Source organism: Mycolicibacterium aromaticivorans JS19b1 = JCM 16368 (assembly GCF_000559085.1).
GTDB classification, from domain to species: Bacteria; Actinomycetota; Actinomycetes; order Mycobacteriales; family Mycobacteriaceae; genus Mycobacterium; species Mycobacterium aromaticivorans.
Genome location: NZ_JALN02000001.1, coordinates 1,567,630 through 1,585,961, shown reverse-complemented (window position 1 = coordinate 1,585,961; position 18,332 = coordinate 1,567,630). Strand labels below are relative to the sequence as shown.

Below are 18,332 nucleotides of genomic sequence, written 5' to 3'. Positions count from 1 at the left end.
CCCGCGGGGCGCAGCGCGAGCCGTAGGGATTTCGTAAAGATTGACGTTGGCGCTGTGGGTAATTCCGTAAGGGCGAGTGTGTCGTGGCCTGTGATTACCTATGTTGGCGCGTTATGTCCGATTGTGGTCTGGACCGATGGGGTAGCAGAGAGCACTTGCGTGAGCTCGTCAGCCGCCGCTATCTGGTCGAGGTGCTCGACGCGCTGGCGGCCGGACCGATGACACTCGAACAGATGCGGTCCGCGCTCCCCGGGGCGCGGTGGGATCTTGTTCCGGCATTGCGGGACCTGGTGGTCACCGGATTGGTGGCCGGCGGCACACCCGGCAGCCGCGACAGCATGGGCTCGCTCGACGAACCATATGACTACACGGCCCGCGGGCGTGCCGTCGTCGACCTGCTGTCGAGATTTTCGGTCTGGACGTCGCTCTACGACCGGTAGCGCGGAAGCTAGAGCTTGACCTTGCAGCCGCTGCCGATGTTGTGACAGTGATGGCCGCCGTCGCAGGCATTACAGCGACAGGTGCAGCCACCGGTATGTTTGGGCTCGTTCATGGCAGATCATCTCCTTCGCCCGGATGGTGCTCACCCTAGTTCGCGGCCCAGTTGTACGTCAGTGAATTCGTGGCTTGCCGCGCTGCCGTCGCGGCTCGGCGTCACTGCTCGAACCGGTAGCCCATTCCCGCTTCGGTCAGCAGGTGCCGCGGATGTGACGGGTCGTCCTCTAGCTTGCGGCGCAGCTGCGCCAGGTACACCCGCAGATAATGGGTCTCCTTCGCGTACGCCTGGCCCCATACCTCTTTGAGCAGTTCCTCACGGCCCACCAGCTTGCCGCGGTTGCGCACCAGCATCTCGAGCATGCCCCACTCGGTGGGGGTCAGGTGAATCTCGGCGCCGTTCTTGATCACCTTCTTGGCGGCCAGATCGACTGTGAACGAATCGGTTTCGATCACCGGCTCGTCGGTCTCGGACGCCGCCGCGCCCCGGCGCACCGCCGCGCGCAGCCGGGCCAGGAACTCGTCCATCCCGAACGGCTTGGTCACGTAGTCGTCGGCGCCGGCGTCGAGCGCGTCCACCTTTTCCGTGGAGTCGGTGCGGGCCGACAGCACGATGACCGGTGCGGTGAGCCAGCCGCGTAGGCCGCCGAGCACCTCGATGCCGTCCATATCGGGCAGCCCGAGGTCGAGCACGATCACATCGGGCCGCTGCTCGGCGGCAGCCTTCAGTGCCGCCGCGCCGGTGGCGGCGGTGATCACCTCGTAGCCGCGCACGCTCAGATTGATCCGCAACGCCCGCAGGATCTGCGGCTCGTCGTCGATCACCAGCACCTTGATCTTGCTCACAGCCGCCCTCCCGGCGGTGCGGCCAGGTCGACGATCACGGTAAGGCCACCGCCCGGGGTATCGGTGGCCGATATCGTTCCGCCCATCGCCTCGACGAATCCGCGGGCAACCGAAAGGCCCAGTCCGACACCGTATTTGTTGTTCCGATCGCCGAGGCGCTGGAACGGTTCGAACAGCTGCTCCTCGGTGCCGCGGGGCACGCCGGGGCCCTCGTCGACGATGTTGATCAGCATGCGGTCCCCGACTCGGCCGGCGTTGATCCGCACGGTGGATTCGGGGGCGTACCGCAGCGCGTTGTCGACCAGGTTCGCCAGCACACGCTCCAATAGTCCGGCATCGGCCAGCGCCACCGCGTCTCCGACATCGACCTTCACCCGGTCAAGGCCTCTGGCGCCGAACCCTGTCGAGCCTCGGCCGATGCTCAGAAGCGCGCGCTGTACCACTTCTTCGAGATACACCCGCTTGAGTTCGGGACGCACCACCCCGGCGGCCAGCCGGGACGAATCGAGCAGGTTGTCCACCAGTGCGGTCAGCTGGTCCACCGACTCCTCGACGGTGGCAAGCAGTTCCGCGGTGTCCTCCTCGGAGAAGCCGATGTCGTCGGAGCGCAGGCTCGACACCGCGGCCTTGGCCCCGGCCAGCGGGGTGCGCAGGTCGTGGCTGACCGCCGACAGCAGCGAGCGGCGCAGTTCGTCGGCCTTCTCGATCGCCTCGGCCTTGCTGGCTTCCTCGGTGAGTTCGCGCTGGCGGACCAGCCCGGCGGCCTGCTTGGCGACGGCGGTCAGTACCCGTCGGTCGCGGGCGGGCAGGCTGCGCCCGGACATCAGCATCCAGAACTCGTCGTCCCCGACCTCGATCGCGGTGTCGGCGGAATCGACTGTCACGCAGGGGTCCTTGCCGACACACGCGACGATCTGTTCGTCTTCACCGCGAACCCGCAAGATGCTCACTGCCCGCTGCGAGTAGGTTTCCCTCACCCGTTCGAGCAGCGTCGCCAGGTCCGCGCCGCGCAGCACCGAGCCGGCGAACAGGGTCAGCAGCTCGGCCTCCTGGGAGGCGTGCCTGGCCTCACGTTGGCGGCTGGCCGCACGGTCGACCAGGACGGCAACGGCGACCGCCAGCATCAACAGCACGAGTTCGGTGATCGCGGCGTCGGGTTCGGCGATCGTGAACGTGTATCGCGGTTCGGTCAGGAAGTAGTTGAGCAGCAGACCGGACAGCATGGCCGAGAGCACCGCTGGCGCCACCCCGCCGAGCAGGGCGACGATCAGCACGCCGACCACGAACAGCGCGCTCTCGCCGCCGATGGTCAGGTACTTGTCGAGGAACAGTGCGGTCAGCGCGCAGATGACCGACGGCACGATGACGGCGGCCAGCCAGGAGATCACCCGGCGTTCGCGCGGCGACGCCGCCCGCACCGAGAAGCCCCGCTTGGCCTCCTCATGGGTCACCATGTGCACGTCGATCTTGCCGGAGTCCTGGACGATCGCCGCGCCGATGCCTTCGTCGAACACACGGGCCCACCGGGACCGTCGTGATGTGCCGATCACCAGCTGGGTGGCGTTCATCTCGCGGGCGAAGTCCAACAGAGCCTTGCCCACGTCGTCGCCGACGACGGTGTGGACGGTGGCGCCCACGCTGGCGGCCAGCTCCCGGACTTTCCCCATCTGCGGCGCCGACACCCCGGACAGCCCGTCACCGCGCGCCACGTGCACGACCATCAGTTCGGCGCTGGCCTTCGATGCGATCCGAGATGCCCGGCGCACCAACGTTTCCGACTCCGCGCCACCGGTGACGGCGACGACGACGCGTTCACGGGCTTCCCAGGTCGCGGTGATCTTGTTGTCGGCGCGATACTTGGCCAGTGCGGCGTCCACCTGGTCGGCCAGCCAGAGCAGCGCAAGCTCTCGAAGCGCGGTCAGATTCCCCCGGCGGAAGTAATTCGACAGCGCCGCGTCGACCTTCTCCGGGGCATAGACATTGCCATGAGAAAGCCTGCGCCGCAGCGCCTCTGGAGTGATGTCGACCAATTCGATCTGTGCGGCGCTGCGGACTATCTCGTCGGGCACCGTCTCCTGCTGCTCGATGCCGGTGATCTGTGCGACAACGTCGTTGAGGCTCTCCAGGTGTTGGACATTGACCGTCGAGATCACCGCGATGCCGGCCTCGAGCAGCTCTTCGACGTCCTGCCAGCGTTTGGGGTTCTTGCTGCCGGGTGTGTTGGTGTGGGCCAGTTCGTCGACGAGCACGACCTGCGGCTTGCGGGCCAGCACGGCAGGCACGTCGAGTTCAGGGAAGCTGGTGCCCCGATAGTCGATGTAGCGGGGGGCGATGACCTCGATGCCACTGAGCAGGTCAGCCGTCTTCTTCCGGCCGTGCGTCTCGACCACGGCGGCCACCAGATCTGTGCCGCGCTCCAGACGGCGATGCGCCTCGCCGAGCATCGCGAACGTCTTGCCCACGCCCGGCGCGGCGCCGAGGTAGATGCGCAACTCGCCTCGCTTCGGCCGGGGGCTCCAGGAGGCGGGCTGCGAGTCGCTCTCGGACGACGTGTCCGGCGGCGGGTCGCCGCCGGACGTCACGCGCGGCGGCTGCACGGTGTCCACGTCTCTATTATTCGCAGATCGATCCACCGTGAGATCAGCTCTTCACACCGAACTTCTCGTCCAGCGCGATGTTGAGTTCGAGGACGTTGACCCGCGGTTCACCGAAGACGCCCAGCGTGCGGCCGTCGGTGTGGTCGGCGACAAGATCCCGAATCTGATCGGCGCTGGCACCGCGGGCCTTGGCGACCCGCGCGATCTGCAGGTCGGCGTAGGCGGGGGAGATGTTCGGGTCGAGTCCGCTGCCGCTGGCGGTCACCGCGTCCGCGGGTACCGCCGGCTCACCAACCGCGCCCTTGATCGGGACGATCTGGCCTGCCGAGTAGTCGTCGCCGAATTTGGCGCATTCCACCCGCACACCCTCGTATGTTGCGAGGAACGGGGTCTTGGTGGTCTGGCACGGCTCGTTGACGCTGACGACCTTGGTGGGGGCCGCGACGTTGCCGCGAGCATCCCGCGGACCGATCACGGACAGCACCGCACCCACACCGTCGCCGGTGCAGAATGGGCGCTTGCCGTCGACGCCGTCGATATCGCCGATCGCCTTGCTGCGCGAGCAGACCAGGGATAGCAGGCTGGCCTTGTAGCCGTTGGTATCCGCGGGGGCAGCGGGATCACCAAGGGTGTCCACGATGCTCTCCGGGCCCAGGTTCGACGCGCCGGTGGCCAGCGGGTCGTATCCGTTGCCGGCCGCCGACGGGCGGCTCTGGAAGTACTGCGGCAGCGGGTTGCCCCTGTCGTCAGTGAAGGACTGGCCGATCAGGCTGGAGCCCAACAGCTTTCCGTTCACCTCGATGATCGAACCGTCGGCCTTGTCCTTGAGCCCGGGAATCTGAGCCACCAGCCAGATGAACACCGGATAGCCGACTCCGACGATGACGGTGAGCACCAGCAGCGCCCGCAGCGCTGCCCAGTGTTGACGAACGAGACTGGAGAAGTTCATGTCACATCCCTGGCAAGAATTGGACGACGAGGTCGATCAGTTTGATCCCGATGAAGGGGGCGATGATCCCGCCGAGGCCGTAGATATAGAGGTTTCGGCTCAGTAGCTTCGAGGCGCTGCTCGGGGTGTATTGAACGCCCCGCAGCGACAACGGAATCAGCGCGATGATGACGAGCGCGTTGAAGATGACCGCGGAGAGGATGGCCGATTGCGGGCTGTGCAGCCGCATGATGTTGAGCAGGTCCAGGCCGGGGAACAACGCGACGAACATCGCCGGGATGATCGCGAAGTACTTGGCGATGTCGTTGGCGATCGAGAAGGTGGTCAGAGCGCCACGGGTGATCAACAGCTGCTTGCCGATCTCGACGATCTCGATGAGCTTCGTCGGGTCGGAGTCCAAATCGACCATGTTGCCGGCCTCTTTGGCCGCCGAGGTGCCGGTGTTCATCGCCACCCCTACGTCTGCCTGCGCGAGCGCGGGCGCGTCATTGGTGCCGTCGCCGGTCATCGCGACGAGCTTGCCGCCCGCCTGCTCTTGCTTGATCAGCGCGAGCTTGTCCTCCGGGGTGGCCTCGGCAAGGAAGTCGTCCACCCCGGCTTCGTCGGCGATCGCCTTGGCGGTCAACGGATTGTCGCCGGTGATCATCACCGTGCGGATGCCCATCTTGCGCATCTCGTCGAAGCGCTCTCGCATACCCTGCTTGACGACATCCTTGAGATGGATGACGCCCAGGACCTCCGCTCGTTTGTCGACCACCTGTCCGACGACCAACGGCGTACCACCGGCAGCGGAGATGCCGTCGACGATGTCGCCGAGCTGCGCGGGTACGGAACCGCCCTGGTCGCGTACCCACTGCGCGACGGTGCTGGCCGCGCCCTTGCGCAGCAGGTGCCCGTTCTCCAGGTCGACACCGGACATCCTTGTGGCGGCCGAGAATTCGACCCAGTGCGCGTTGACGAGCTCGCCCGGGGTGCGGGCCCGCAGGCCGAAGTTCGACTTGGCGAACACCACGATGGAGCGGCCTTCGGGGGTTTCGTCGGCCAGGCTGGACAACTGCGCCGCGTCGGCGAGCTGCTCCGGTGAAACACCTTCCAGCGGAACGAAGTCCGATGCCTGGCGGTTACCCAGCGTGATCGTGCCGGTCTTGTCCAGCAGCAGGGTGTTGACGTCGCCTGCGGCTTCGACCGCGCGGCCGGACATGGCCAGGACGTTGCGCTGCACCAGCCGGTCCATGCCCGCGATACCGATTGCCGACAGCAGCGCGCCGATGGTCGTCGGGATCAGGCACACCAGCAGTGAGACCATGACGATGCCGGAAACGCCGTCTGCGGTCAGTGACAGCGAGTCCGGCACACCGGGATTGTTGGCCTTGGAGAAGATCGCCAACGGCTGCAAGGTCGCCACCGCGAAAATGAAGATCATCGTGAGTGCGGCGAGCAGGATGTTCAGCGCGATCTCGTTGGGTGTCTTCTGCCGATTGGCGCCCTCGACGAGGGCGATCATCCGGTCGATGAAGCTTTCTCCCGGCTTCTGGGTGATGCGGACCACGATGCGATCGCTCAGGACTGTGGTTCCGCCGGTGACCGCCGAGCGGTCGCCGCCGGACTCGCGGATGACCGGGGCTGATTCGCCGGTGATGGCCGACTCGTCCACCGAGGCAATGCCTTCGATCACATCGCCGTCGCCGGGTATCACCTGTCCGGCCTCGACGACGACGGTGTCGCCCTGTCGAAGCAACGGCGCGGCGATTTCCTCTTCACGCCCGGGCTGACCCGGCTCCCATCCGACGAGTCGGCGAGCCATGGTGTCGGCCTTGGTCTTTCGCAGCGACTCGGCCTGTGCCTTACCACGCCCCTCAGCCACCGCCTCGGCCAGGTTCGCGAACACCACGGTCAGCCACAGCCAAAAGACGATCAGCCAGCCGAACCAGTTCGGGTCGACGATCGCGAGGACGGTGCTCCAGACCGCGCCGATCTCGACGATCAGCATGACCGGATTCCGCCACAGCGTGCGCGGGTCGAGCTTGCGTAATGCGTCGGGCAGCGAGGTCATGAGCATTCTGGGGTCCAGAAGGCCGCCCTGCACCTGTTTCTTCTTGGCGCCCGTTTCGGGACGGCGCTCTACTGAGGTAACAGTCATGGTCAGTGAATTCCTTCGGCAAGGGGCCCGAGCGCGAGCATGGGCAGGAAGGTCAAGGCCACCAGGATGAGCGTCACGCCGGCCACCATGCCGACGAACTGGGGCCGGTGCGTTGGCAGGGTGCCGATCGATTCGGGGGTGTGGCCCTGTTTGGCCAACGCCCCGGCGAGTGCGAGCACCAGGATGATCGGCAGGAAACGGCCGAACACCATCGCCAAGCCCAGCGCAGTGTTGTACCACTCGGTGTTGACGCTGATGCCGGCGAACGCCGAGCCGTTGTTGTTGGCCGCGGAAGTGAAGGCGTACAACACTTCTGATAATCCGTGCGGTCCGGTGTTGAGCATGCCCGCTCGCTGGCCGGGCATGGCCATCGCGATGGCGGTACCGGTCAGCACGATCAGCGGCGTGACGAGGAAATAGCTTGCGGCCAGCTTGATTTCGCGGGGAGTGATCTTCTTGCCCAGGTACTCCGGCGTGCGTCCGACCATCAGGCCGGCGACGAAGACTGTGATGACGGCCAGGATCAGCATGCCGTAGAGGCCAGATCCTGTTCCGCCGGGTGCGACCTCGCCGAGCTGCATGTTGAACATCGTCATCATGCCGCCGAGGCTGGTGTAGGAGTCGTGGAACGAGTCCACAGCGCCGGTCGAGGTCAGCGTGGTGGCGTCGGCGAAGACCGCCGAGTCGGCTATCCCGAACCGTTGCTCCACTCCTTCCATCGCCGATCCGACCGCGGTGGGGACGGTGCCGTGGCCCTGCAACTGGAATTGAAGCATCAGCGTGACGCTGATGAGCGCGAGCACACCCATCACCGCGGCGATCGCGTATCCCTGCTTACGGCTGTCGACCATGCGTCCGAACGTGCGCGGCAGCGAGAAGCTGATCACCAGCAGCAGAAAGATCTCCACCCAGTTGGTCCATGTGGTGGGGTTCTCGAACGGATGTGCCGAGTTGGCGTTGTAGAAGCCGCCGCCGTTGGTGCCCAGCTCTTTGATGGCCTCCTGGCTGGCCACGGGGCCGCCGGTGATGGTCTGCTGCGCACCGGCCAGGGTGTTGACCACCTGGTCGTGCAGGTGGAAGTTCTGGATCGCGCCGCCGGCGATCAGGATGATCGCGGCCAGAACCGAGATCGGCAGCAGGATCCGCAGTGCGCCACGAACCAGGTCCACCCAGAAGTTGCCCAGTTCGGTGGTGTTGCGGCGGGCGAACCCCCGTACCAGCGCGACCGCGACGGCCATGCCGACCGCGGCGGAGGCGAAGTTCTGCACCGCAAGGCCGGCCATCTGAACGAGGTGGCCCTGGGTGGATTCACCCGAGTACGCCTGCCAGTTGGTGTTGGTGACGAAGCTGACCGCGGTGTTCCACGCCAGCGCGGGCGTCATCGGGGTGCCGGGGTTGTTGAGGTGGAGCGGCAGTGTGCCCTGCACCAACTGGAAGACGAAGAGGAACAGGATGCTGACCGCCGAGAACGCCAGCACACTGCGCGCGTACGCGCCCCAGGTCTGCTCGGCTTTCGGGTCGGCGCCGATGAGGCGATAGATGCCGCGCTCGACGTGGTTATGGTTCTCCGCCGCGTAGACCCGGTACATGTAATCGCCCAGCGGCACATGCACGGCGGCCAGCGCGAGGATCAGCAGTCCGAGAAACACGATCCCCGCCGATGTGGTGGTCACTAGAACCTCTCCGGGAACAACAGGGCCGCGGCCACGAACAGGGCCAGCAGCACCGACAAGATCAAGCCGACGACGTTCTCGTAGCTCACAGTCGCTCGACCAGCTTCTGAACCAAGCCGAGCAGGGCGAAGGTCGCCACTGTCAGCAGCACGAATATGAGGACACTCATACGGCGACGCTAGATCCCGAAAACCCCCGCTAGCACCGGCGTTGACGGTTTCTTTACGCCGGAACGGGCCGTCTTGACGAAAGTCCGGCCGCCCGCTGATTCAGCGAGCCCACAGCGGCATCAGAGCGGCCCCGAGGCTTGGGCGCGCACCGTCGATGGGGAAGGAAAGAGGTGCTGCGGTGACATTGTCGACAAGTTTTCGTTCCTGGGTCCGAGCCTGTCCGCCCGTCGAGCATCCGGAGATACGACGGATGATCGGCTGCCGGGACGCGTGCGCGCCCGCGGAGGTGTCCTTCCCGGCCGGGGTTCTGCGCGACGCGCTGGTGGCGCGCTGGGTGCGTGAGCACAGCTGGGCTGTCGATGTCCGCACTGTCGCGGAGTTGCATTCGGCCATCTCGGTTGGCATCCATCCGGTGCGGATGACCGTTCACGCCGACCAGTTGGGTAGCGGTGGGATCCGCCGGGCGAGTGCCGCCGGTGTGGGCGGGCTGGTGCTCAGCCGTCGCGAGCAGATCGCGACGTTGCGGGCCAGCCGCACCCACCATGTCCTGTTGCGCATGACCGACGCCACAATGCGCGTCTCCCACAACGCGGTGGATGCGGTGATCGGCTGCCGGTCAACGGTTTTGGTCGGACTGCTGTGCGAGGTCGGTACGGCCGGCGGCTGTTCGGCCGCGGTCGGCGACACACTCGCCGAGATGGCTCGCATCCGCCGCCGGCACAATGTCGTTCTCACTCGACTCCTCGTCGGGCTCGGCGATGCCCTCCCGGATGCGGCGGGCAGTTCAGTGGTGCGCCGTGACCTTGCCGAGGAGATCGGTGAGTCTGTCGACGACGCCTGCGCAGCGTTGCGGTTCCCACGTCCCGCTGTTGTCATGGCAGCGTGATCGGACGTGAAAACGATTGTCATTGGCCACGTTCGGCGTAGCCGGCCTCGACCTGTTCTTTGAGTGGACCCCACCACCACTCGTTGTCGCGATACCACGCGATGGTGCTCGTCAGTCCTTCGGTCAGGTCGGTGTGCGCCGGCGTCCAGCCGAGTTCGGCACGCAGCGCACTCGCGTCGATCGCATAGCGCAGATCGTGGCCGGCGCGGTCCGGTACATGGTCGAAATCGTCGGCGTCGCAGCCCATCAACTGCAGGATGAGCCGCAACACCGCCAGGTTGTCCCGTTCGCCGTCGGCGCCGATCAGGTAGGTCGAGCCGCTCAAGCCGGCTTCCAGGATCCGCCACACCGCGCTGTTGTGGTCCTCGACATGGATCCAGTCGCGCACGTTGGCGCCCGCCCCGTAGAGCTTGGGCCTGCGGCCGGTCAGGACGTTGGTGATCTGGCGCGGGATGAACTTCTCGATGTGCTGGTATGGCCCATAGTTGTTGGAGCAGTTGGAGATTGTCGCGCGCACGCGATAAGAGCGCACCCACGCGCGCACCAACAGGTCGGCGGAGGCCTTGGTCGCCGAATACGGGCTCGACGGGTTGAACGGGGTCTGCGCGGTGAACCGCTCGCCGCCGTGCAGGGGCAGATCGCCGTACACCTCGTCGGTGGAGACATGGTGCAGCCGCACTCCGTGTCGCCGAACGGCTTCCAACACCGAGAATGTGCCGACAACGTTGCTCCGGACGAACGGTGCCGGACCGGCCAGCGCGTTGTCCACATGGGTTTCGGCGGCGAAATGCACCACGGCATCGGACTCGGCGACCAACGCGTCGACCAGCGACTCGTCGACCAGGTCGCCTTCGACCAACCGGATGTGATCGTCGACGGAGCGCAGCGACTCGCGGCTGCCTGCATAGGTGAGGGCGTCCAGGACGGTCACCGACACCCCGGGCCGTTCCTGCACGGTGCTGTGGACGAAATTGGCGCCGATGAAACCGGCGCCGCCGGTCACCAACAGCCGCATGACGCCACCCTAACGGGCGGTCGGAATGCTCACCCTTTCGCCGTCAGCCCCAACGGTCCGGCCAGCTCGGTCAGGGTCGGCAGCAGCTTGTCCCAGCCGCCGAGCACCTGGATGGTCACGTGGTCGGCGCCGTTGTCGAGGTGTTCGGCAAGCCGCGCGGCGATGGCGTCGGCCGTTCCGTGGGCGACCACGGCGTCGATCAGCTTGTCGCTGGCCGGCGGCGCTACGTCGGCGTCGGTGAATCCCAGCCGCTTCCAGTTGTTCACGTAGTTGCTCAACCCCAGATAGAAGCCGACGCTGTCACGGCCGAGTGCGCGGGCTTCCTCGGCCCCTTGTGCGTCCGGGCTGCTCAGCACCACCTTGTGTTCGGGTGCCAGGAACACCGTCGGGCCGACCAGATTGCGCGCCTGCCCGGTGTGTTCGGGCGTGGTCAGGTAGGGATGCGCACCGGCACTGCGTTGCGCGGCGAGGTGCAGCACCTTCGGACCGAGGGCGGCGATCACCCGGCGACTGGTCGGTACATGCTTGTCGTCCAGCTTGTCCAGATAGTTCACCAGCGCCGCGTAGGGCTTGGTGTACTCCTGAGTCTTCTCCGGGTGCCCGACGCCGACTCCGAGCAGAAACCGACCGGGATAAGCGTTTTCGATGCGGTGGTAGGACTCGGCGACCTCGTCGGCCGGCGCGCTCCAGATGTTGACGATTCCGGTGGCGATCGACAGGGTCTCGGTCTGGGAGAGGATCGGCTCGACGAACGACAGGTCGGCCGCCGGTGAACCGCCGACCCACACCGCGCCGTAGCCGAGCCGCTCGATCTCGACTGCCTGCTCCGGTGTGACCGGTCCACCGGTCCACACCCCGTAGCGGCCGAGATCTGGTTTGAGCAGCGACGGATTGGTCACGAGTCCCCCTCGTTACGGTTGGTTGAGTCCCAAATTAGTGAAGACCCAGCGGGCCGACCAGCGCGGCCAGTGCATCCACCAGCTTGTCAGACGAGGTGAGCACCTGGACGGGCACGTGGTCGGCGCCCGCCTCGAGATGCTGGGTCAGTCGGGCTGCGATCGCCTCGGGGGTGCCGTAGGCCACGACGGCGTCGACCAGTCGGTCGCTGCCGGGCTTGGCCACGTCGGTGTCGGTGAATCCCAACCGTTTCCAGCTGTTGAGGTAGTTCTGCAGGTTGAAATACATGTCCAGGGCCTGCCTGCCGACGTCGCGCGCCTCACCGGAGTCGGTGGTCAGCACCGCCTTGTGCTCGGGCGCCAGGAAGGCCTCGGGTCCGATCAGCCGCCGCGCTTCGGCGGTGTGCTCCGGCGTGGTCAGGTAGGGGTGCGCACCGGCCGCCCTGGTGGCCGACAGCTTCAGTACCTGTGGGCCGAGCGCAGCGACAACGCGCCGATTCTTGGGGACGCCGTACTCGTCGAGTTTGTCGAGGTAGCCGCGCAGCGCGTCGATCGGCTTCTGGTATTGCTGATGCGCCTCGGGATGTCCGACGCCGATGCCGAGGATGAACCTGCCGGGGTACGCCTTCTCGATGCGGTGGAACGATTCGGCCACCGGGCCGGCGGCCGCGGTCCAGATGTTGACGATGCCGGTGGCCACCTTCAGTGTGGTGGTGTTCTCCAGAATCGGCTCCACCCAATCCAGTTCGGCAGGCGGCGAACCGCCCACCCATACCGCGCCATAACCGAGTGCCTCGATTTCTCCGGCCTGTTGCGGGGTGACCCCGCGCCCGAACGACCCGAACTTGCCCAGATCCGGCTTGGTGTCTGTCATCGACCTTCCTACTTCCATCGACCCAGCCTTCCGGTCAGCCCAGCCCGAGCGGGCCTGCGAGATCGGCCAAGGTGGGTATGACCTTGTCCTGCGACGTGAGCAGCTGGATCGGGACGTGGTCGGCGCCGGCCTCGAGGTGCTCGGTGAGCCGCGACGCGATCGTGTCGGCGGTTCCGTGGACGATCAGGGTATCCACCAGCCGATCGCTGCCGGGGCGGGTGATGTCCTCATCGGTGAAGCCCAGCCGCTTCCAGTTGTTGAGGTAATTGCTCAGCCCGAGATAAAGCTCGAGGGTCTTTCGGCCGACGGCTCGGGCGTGCGCAACGTCGGTGGTGGGGACGACGGGTACCGCGGGCGCCAGGAACGCGTCGGGACCGATCAGTTCGCGCGCCTGCGCGGTGTGCTCGGGGGTGACGAGCACCGGGTGGGCGCCGGCGCTGCGGCGGGCCGACAGTTTCAGGACCTGCGGACCGAGCGCGGCCAGAACGCGGCGCTGCGGCGGTACGCCGTGCTCGTCCAGCACGTCGAGGTAGGCGTTGAGTGCGGTGATCGGCTTGGTGAACTCGGCGTCCGCCTCGGGATGGCCGACACCGAGGCCGAGCAGGAAGCGGCCCGGGTGCGCATTCTCGATGCGGTGGAACGAGGCGGCGACGGCCTCGGGCTTGGCGGTCCAGATGTTCACGATGCCGGTGGCCAGCTTCAGAGTTCTGGTCGCGGCGAGGGTCGGGTCCACCCAGTCCAGCTCGGCGGGTGGCGAGCCCGCCACCCACACCGCGCCGTAACCGAGCGCCTCTATCGCCGAGGCATCTTCGCCGGTGATGCCCATGCCGAAGGACGCGAACTTACCGAGATCGGGTTTGGCGCTCATGGCGGCTACAACCCGGGCTCGAGCATGAGCTATTCCGCTGCGGTGGAAAGTTCACCCGGAGTTACCGCGACGGGCGCGGATGCCACCAGCGGCAGCAGGATGATGAAGCGGGTGTTGCCCGGTTCGGATTCGACCCGGATATCGCCCTGATGCTTCTCGACGATGATCCGGCGGGCCAGATCCAGGCCCAGGCCGTCGCCCTCACCGAAGGGCTTGGTGGTGAAGAACGCGGTGAAGATCCGGTCGATGATCTCTTCGGGGATGCCCGGGCCGTCGTCACAGATCTCGACCCGGATCCGGTCGTCGCCCTGGCGGGCGGTCCGGATCGTCAGGGTGCCGCGGCCCTTCATCGCCTGGATGGCGTTGTTGATGATGACGTCCCAGACCTCATTCAAACCGCCTGGGTAACAAGCGATTTCGGGAATCGACTTATCCCATTCCTTGACCAGTTTGATGGGTTTGTCGGCTCCGACCTTGTCGCCGAACAGCGTCTTGAGCGTGCTGTGCAGCAGTTCGTGGACGTTGGCGACCTGGTATTCGGCCCGGTCCATCTGGGAGTATTTCTTGGCCCCGGCGAGCAGACCCGAGATGCGTTCGCTCGCGTCGGCGATCTCGTTCATCCGCAGTTCGGTGTCGATCGTGTACTTGAGCCAGCCGATGGCGCTCTGCAGTGTCGCCGAGCAGTCCACCGAGTCGATCGATGCCTCGATGCGTTCCAGCCAGTCCACGTCGAGGCCGGCTTCGACGAACGTCGGGGCGTAATCCCACGCACTGGCGATGCCGTGGTCTTCGAGCCAATCGCCGACCTGGTCTTCGCGATCAGAGGTCTCTAGCGCGGACAATTCCTGAACCTTGGACTTGGCGACCTGCTCGGCCACCTCGTCCTGGATCCGCACCAGCGTGCGCAGCGCCTCGGGGCTGAACTTGCCGTCGGCGAGCATGGAGAGCTTGTGACGCATCTTGCCGACCCCTTCGCGGAGGTCGGCCACGGCGCGCGCGGTCGCCGCCGCCGGGTTGTTCAGCTGGTGGGTCAACCCCGCCGTGATGGTGCCGAGCGCCAGCAGCTTCTGCCGCTGACCGAGGATCTGGCTCTGTCGCCGGCCGCCGACCATGTGGCCCTCGAGCAGATGCACGGCCATCGGGAATTCCGACTTCATGAACTCCGCGAAGGCTTCGGCGTCGAGGACGAAGAACCGCGACGGCTTCGTGACGCGCACCGAGGCCTGATAGACCTGCTCCTCATTGGGGATGTAGGCCGACCACGCGCCGCAATACACGCCACGCTGCGAGGTGCGTGTGGTCTCGACGTCTACGCCGCCGGAGCGTTTCGACATCACCAGCTCGCCGTCGAGCAGGACGTAGAAGCACGTGGCCGGTTCGCCTTCGACGACCACCGGGCCGGCTTCGAACGTCGCGATGTGCCCGTTGTCGCACAACGTCTGGAGTTGTTCTCCCGACAGCTTTTCGAACAGGAACAGCGTCCTGAGTTCGTCGGGCATGCAGTTCTGGCCCATGTCGCTCGCCCTTTCTAGGCCTCCGCCAAATACCGGTGCACCAGCATCACCGCCATCGACCCTTCGCCGACGGCGGCCGCCACCCGTTTTGCGGACTCGGAGCGCACGTCTCCTGCAACAAACACACCGGGCACACTTGTTTCCAGGTGATGCGGCGGGCGGTCCAGAGTCCACCCGGCCACGTTCAGCAGGTCGGGGCCGGCGAGTACGAAACCGTGGTCGTCGACCGCGACGACCTCCTTGAGCCAGTCGGTGCGGGGCTCGGCGCCGATGAAGCAGCACATCCGGCTGGCTTCGACGGTTTCGCGCTGGCCGGTCTGCCGGTTCTCCAGGATCAGGCCGGTCAGGTGGTCGTCCGCGCCGAGGGTGTCCACCACTTCGGTGCACTTGCGGACCGAGATCGTCGGGTTCTTCTCGATCTGCTGGATCAGGTAATGCGACATCGACGCCTCGAGCGACGGTCCGCGCACCAGCATGGTGACCGAGCGGGCCTCGCGGGACATGTACATGGCCGCCTGCCCGGCCGAGTTGGCGCCGCCCACGATGTAGACGTCCTCGCCGCGGCACTCCGAGGCGTCGGACACCGAGGCGCCGTAGTAGACCCCGCGCCCGACGTAGTTGCAAGCGGGATCGTCCGGGTTGTCCCAACAACCGGTGACCTGCAGCTGGCGGTACGCCACGCCGGTGGCCAGGATGACGGCGCGGGCGGCGATGGTGCTGCCGTCCTCGAACTCGATGGTGCGTGCGGTGCCCGCCTCGCCGGCGGACAGCTTGATCGCCTTGCGCGTGGTGATCACCTCGGCGCCGAAGCGCTCGGCCTGCCTGCGGGCCGACGTGGTGAGTTCGGCGCCGGAGACGCCGGTGGGGAAGCCGAGATAGTTCTCGATCCGGGAGCTGCGGCCGGCCTGACCGCCGGTGGTGGTCTCCTCGATCAGCACGGTCTTGAGCCCTTCGGAGGCGCCGTAGACCGCCGCCGCCAGCCCGGCCGGGCCGCCGCCGATGACCGCCAGGTCGTACATCTCCAGCGACGGGCTGGTGGACAGCCCCAGCATCGCGGCCAGCTCGGCATCGGTCGGGTCGACCAGGATCTGACCCTGTTCGCTGATCACCACCGGCAGCTGGAACTCGTCGAGGCCGCCCGCATCGAGCAGTTGCTTGCCCTTGGGCTCGTCGGCGTTGAACGCCCGGAACGAATGTAGGTTGCGGGCCAGGAACTGGCGCACCTCCCACGAACGTTCGCTCCAGCGGTGCCCGATCACCTTGGTGTGCGGGATGGCCCGGTCGCCGGTGGCATGCCAGGCCTCCAGCAGCGCGTCGATCACCGGGTAGAGCTTTTCCTCCGGCGGATCCCACGGCTTGAGCAGGTAGTGGTCCAGGTCGACGACGTTGATCGCGTCGATCGCGGCGTGGGTGTCGGCGTAGGCCGTCAGCAGAACTCGACGGGCCATCGGGTAGACGTCCATCGCCTCTTCGAGGAATTGGATGCCGCTCATCTGCGGCATCCGGTAGTCGGCGACGAACACTGCCACGGTTTCGCCGCGCAGCTTCAGTTCGTTGATCGTTTCCAGCGCGTCGAGCCCGGATTCGGCGCGGACGATCCGATACCGCTCGCCGTAGTGGCGGCGGAGGTCACGTGCCACGGCACGCGAGACGGCGGGGTCGTCGTCCACGGTGAGAATCACGGGTTTGCGGGGCTGGGGGGCGGGTCCAGTCATCACCGTCAAGTATGCGCTCGTTGTCCAGTGCTTATTAGGGTGGGCTTTGCGGGCCCGCAGTTGCCGCCGCGCCGTGTTCGCCAGCAGATGAAGCGGAGGTCAGCGCGGCTTCGGCGCGTTTTGGAGTAGCGCGCCCGAGCGGGTATCGTTGACCAACGGTGCGGATTCCGCGCCGACTCTTGCGTGCCCTGTCTGAGGAAATCCTGGAATTTCCCGCTCCCGGCTCACGTTTTGCAGTCGGGGCGAATGCTGCCCCAAACCGAGAAAGCAGGATCGAAGAGGACATGGCCAAGAAAGACGGTGCCATCGAGGTCGAGGGCCGCGTGGTCGAGCCCCTGCCCAACGCGATGTTTCGCATTGAGCTGGAGAACGGACACAAGGTACTCGCTCACATCAGCGGCAAGATGCGGCAGCACTACATCCGCATCCTTCCCGAGGACCGGGTGGTGGTGGAGTTGTCTCCCTACGACCTGACCCGCGGGCGCATTGTGTACCGGTACAAGTAGCGAAGAGCGCAGCGAGTCGCTACCGACAACCTACGTGCCCCAACCGACCCGATCGCCAGCATTCAAGACAACCACCGAGAACTACGAAGGATCGAACAGCCGTGAAGGTGAACCCGAGCGTCAAGCCGATCTGCGACAAGTGCAGGGTGATCCGCCGGCATGGGCGGGTCATGGTGATCTGCTCTGATCCGCGCCACAAGCAGCGGCAGGGCTAACACCCGGCGCGAGCACTACCCACAACTGAATGCAGACCTCCCAGTACCACTGAGGGCCCGGCATCTTTAGAGATGAAGCGCCTCATCCACGTCCGGCACGGAGGCCGGACCCCGACAGACGGGGAACGGACTGGGATCAGACCTCCGCATAGAGAAGGAATCACTGCCTGATGGCACGTCTCATGGGCGTTGATCTCCCGCGCGACAAGCGCATGGAGATCGCGCTGACCTATATCTACGGCATCGGCCGTACCCGCAGCCAGGAAATCCTGGACGGCACCGGCATCGACCGGGACCTGCGCACCAAGGACCTCACCGACGATCAGGTGACCCAGCTGCGCGACTACATCGAAGGCAACCTCAAGGTCGAGGGTGACCTGCGCCGCGAGGTTCAGGCCGACATTCGCCGCAAGATCGAGATCGGCTGCTACCAGGGCCTGCGGCACCGCCGTGGCCTTCCGGTGCGTGGCCAGCGAACCAAGACCAATGCGCGCACCCGCAAGGGCCCCAAGCGCACCATCGCCGGCAAGAAGAAGGCCAGGTAACCCCGGATGGCACAGGCAAAGAAGGGCACCGGCGCCAAGAAGGGTCAGAAGACCCGTCGCAGGGAAAAGAAGAACATCCCGCACGGCGCCGCTCACATCAAGAGCACGTTCAACAACACGATCGTCTCGATCACCGATCCCCAGGGCAACGTCATCGCCTGGGCTTCGTCAGGTCACGTCGGCTTCAAGGGGTCGCGTAAGTCGACCCCGTTCGCCGCGCAGCTCGCCGCCGAGAATGCGGCCCGCAAGGCGCAGGAGCACGGTGTGAAGAAGGTCGACGTATTCGTGAAGGGCCCGGGTTCGGGCCGCGAAACGGCGATTCGCTCGCTGCAGGCTGCCGGCCTCGAGGTCGGCGCCATCTCCGACGTCACTCCGCAGCCGCACAACGGCTGCCGTCCGCCCAAGCGGCGCCGGGTCTAGGGAGGATA

The 18,332-nt window shown here is 66.2% G+C and carries 18 protein-coding genes; 6 read left to right on the top strand and 12 right to left on the bottom strand.

What is annotated here, in order from left to right; translation table 11 throughout:
- Positions 1 to 155: 155 nt before the first annotated feature.
- Positions 156 to 440 (top strand): hypothetical protein, encoded by a 285-nt coding sequence (locus tag Y900_RS07640; protein WP_036340853.1) that lies wholly within the window; start codon positions 156 to 158, stop codon positions 438 to 440.
- A 214-nt stretch (positions 441 to 654) separates the two neighbouring features.
- Here Y900_RS07640 and Y900_RS07635 read toward each other — a convergent pair whose 3' ends face one another.
- The 6 genes from Y900_RS07635 to Y900_RS32975 all read right to left on the bottom strand — a co-directional run bounded on the left by Y900_RS07635 (position 655) and on the right by Y900_RS32975 (position 8,789).
- On the bottom strand, positions 655 to 1,341 hold the full coding sequence (locus tag Y900_RS07635) for a response regulator (RefSeq protein WP_036340850.1): 687 nt from the start codon (positions 1,339 to 1,341) through the stop codon (positions 655 to 657).
- Positions 1,338 to 3,833 carry a DUF4118 domain-containing protein gene (locus Y900_RS07630; RefSeq protein ID WP_051660343.1) on the bottom strand — a complete coding sequence of 832 codons (2,496 nt, stop codon included), beginning with the start codon at positions 3,831 to 3,833 and terminating at the stop codon, positions 1,338 to 1,340. Before Y900_RS07630 ends, Y900_RS07635 begins: the two co-directional genes overlap by 4 nt.
- Positions 3,834 to 3,981: 148 nt before the next feature.
- Positions 3,982 to 4,887, bottom strand: coding sequence for a potassium-transporting ATPase subunit C (locus tag Y900_RS07625; protein ID WP_036340842.1), 906 nt, complete (start codon positions 4,885 to 4,887; stop codon positions 3,982 to 3,984).
- Between the two features lies 1 nt (position 4,888).
- Entirely contained in the window at positions 4,889 to 7,027 is a 2,139-nt protein-coding gene (kdpB, locus tag Y900_RS07620; protein WP_036340839.1) for a potassium-transporting ATPase subunit KdpB, read from the bottom strand.
- 2 nt (positions 7,028 to 7,029) lie between these two features.
- Positions 7,030 to 8,700, bottom strand: a complete 1,671-nt coding sequence (kdpA, locus tag Y900_RS07615; protein ID WP_036340835.1) for a potassium-transporting ATPase subunit KdpA — start codon at positions 8,698 to 8,700, stop codon at positions 7,030 to 7,032.
- Entirely contained in the window at positions 8,700 to 8,789 is a 90-nt protein-coding gene (locus tag Y900_RS32975; RefSeq protein WP_102808100.1) for a potassium-transporting ATPase subunit F, read from the bottom strand. The genes kdpA and Y900_RS32975 overlap by 1 nt, the downstream gene beginning before the upstream one ends.
- Before the next feature lie 259 nt (positions 8,790 to 9,048).
- Between Y900_RS32975 and Y900_RS07605 the strand changes: the two genes are divergently transcribed.
- Positions 9,049 to 9,756: a type III PLP-dependent enzyme domain-containing protein gene (locus Y900_RS07605; protein ID WP_157838238.1), complete on the top strand. Its 708-nt coding sequence runs from the start codon at positions 9,049 to 9,051 to the stop codon at positions 9,754 to 9,756.
- A 19-nt stretch (positions 9,757 to 9,775) separates the two neighbouring features.
- Here Y900_RS07605 and rfbB read toward each other — a convergent pair whose 3' ends face one another.
- From rfbB to Y900_RS07575, 6 genes are read right to left on the bottom strand one after another with little or no spacing between them, the layout of a single operon-like run.
- Positions 9,776 to 10,771: a dTDP-glucose 4,6-dehydratase gene (rfbB, locus tag Y900_RS07600; protein ID WP_036340833.1), complete on the bottom strand. Its 996-nt coding sequence runs from the start codon at positions 10,769 to 10,771 to the stop codon at positions 9,776 to 9,778.
- Between the two features lie 29 nt (positions 10,772 to 10,800).
- On the bottom strand, positions 10,801 to 11,670 hold the full coding sequence (locus tag Y900_RS07595; protein ID WP_036340830.1) for an LLM class F420-dependent oxidoreductase: 870 nt from the start codon (positions 11,668 to 11,670) through the stop codon (positions 10,801 to 10,803).
- A 34-nt stretch (positions 11,671 to 11,704) separates the two neighbouring features.
- Positions 11,705 to 12,541, bottom strand: coding sequence for an LLM class F420-dependent oxidoreductase (locus tag Y900_RS07590; RefSeq protein WP_036340828.1), 837 nt, complete (start codon positions 12,539 to 12,541; stop codon positions 11,705 to 11,707).
- A gap of 34 nt (positions 12,542 to 12,575) precedes the next feature.
- Positions 12,576 to 13,409 carry an LLM class F420-dependent oxidoreductase gene (locus tag Y900_RS07585; protein WP_036340826.1) on the bottom strand — a complete coding sequence of 278 codons (834 nt, stop codon included), beginning with the start codon at positions 13,407 to 13,409 and terminating at the stop codon, positions 12,576 to 12,578.
- A gap of 29 nt (positions 13,410 to 13,438) precedes the next feature.
- On the bottom strand, positions 13,439 to 14,923 hold the full coding sequence (locus Y900_RS07580; protein ID WP_036340823.1) for an ATP-binding protein: 1,485 nt from the start codon (positions 14,921 to 14,923) through the stop codon (positions 13,439 to 13,441).
- Positions 14,924 to 14,937: 14 nt separating this feature from the next.
- Complete coding sequence (locus tag Y900_RS07575; protein WP_036340819.1) at positions 14,938 to 16,638, bottom strand: NAD(P)/FAD-dependent oxidoreductase; 1,701 nt, start codon at positions 16,636 to 16,638, stop codon at positions 14,938 to 14,940.
- A gap of 284 nt (positions 16,639 to 16,922) precedes the next feature.
- On the opposite strand from Y900_RS07575, the gene infA reads away from it, so the two are divergent.
- The 4 genes from infA to rpsK all read left to right on the top strand — a co-directional run bounded on the left by infA (position 16,923) and on the right by rpsK (position 18,324).
- On the top strand, positions 16,923 to 17,144 hold the full coding sequence (infA, locus tag Y900_RS07570; protein ID WP_005140011.1) for a translation initiation factor IF-1: 222 nt from the start codon (positions 16,923 to 16,925) through the stop codon (positions 17,142 to 17,144).
- A gap of 101 nt (positions 17,145 to 17,245) precedes the next feature.
- The gene (gene rpmJ / locus Y900_RS07565; protein WP_003879483.1) at positions 17,246 to 17,359 is read left to right on the top strand and encodes a 50S ribosomal protein L36; all 114 of its coding nucleotides are present in this window, start codon (positions 17,246 to 17,248) and stop codon (positions 17,357 to 17,359) included.
- Positions 17,360 to 17,529: 170 nt separating this feature from the next.
- The gene (gene rpsM, locus Y900_RS07560) at positions 17,530 to 17,904 is read left to right on the top strand and encodes a 30S ribosomal protein S13 (RefSeq protein ID WP_036340806.1); all 375 of its coding nucleotides are present in this window, start codon (positions 17,530 to 17,532) and stop codon (positions 17,902 to 17,904) included.
- Positions 17,905 to 17,910: 6 nt separating this feature from the next.
- Complete coding sequence (rpsK, locus tag Y900_RS07555) at positions 17,911 to 18,324, top strand: 30S ribosomal protein S11 (RefSeq protein ID WP_036340804.1); 414 nt, start codon at positions 17,911 to 17,913, stop codon at positions 18,322 to 18,324.
- Positions 18,325 to 18,332 lie beyond the last annotated feature (8 nt).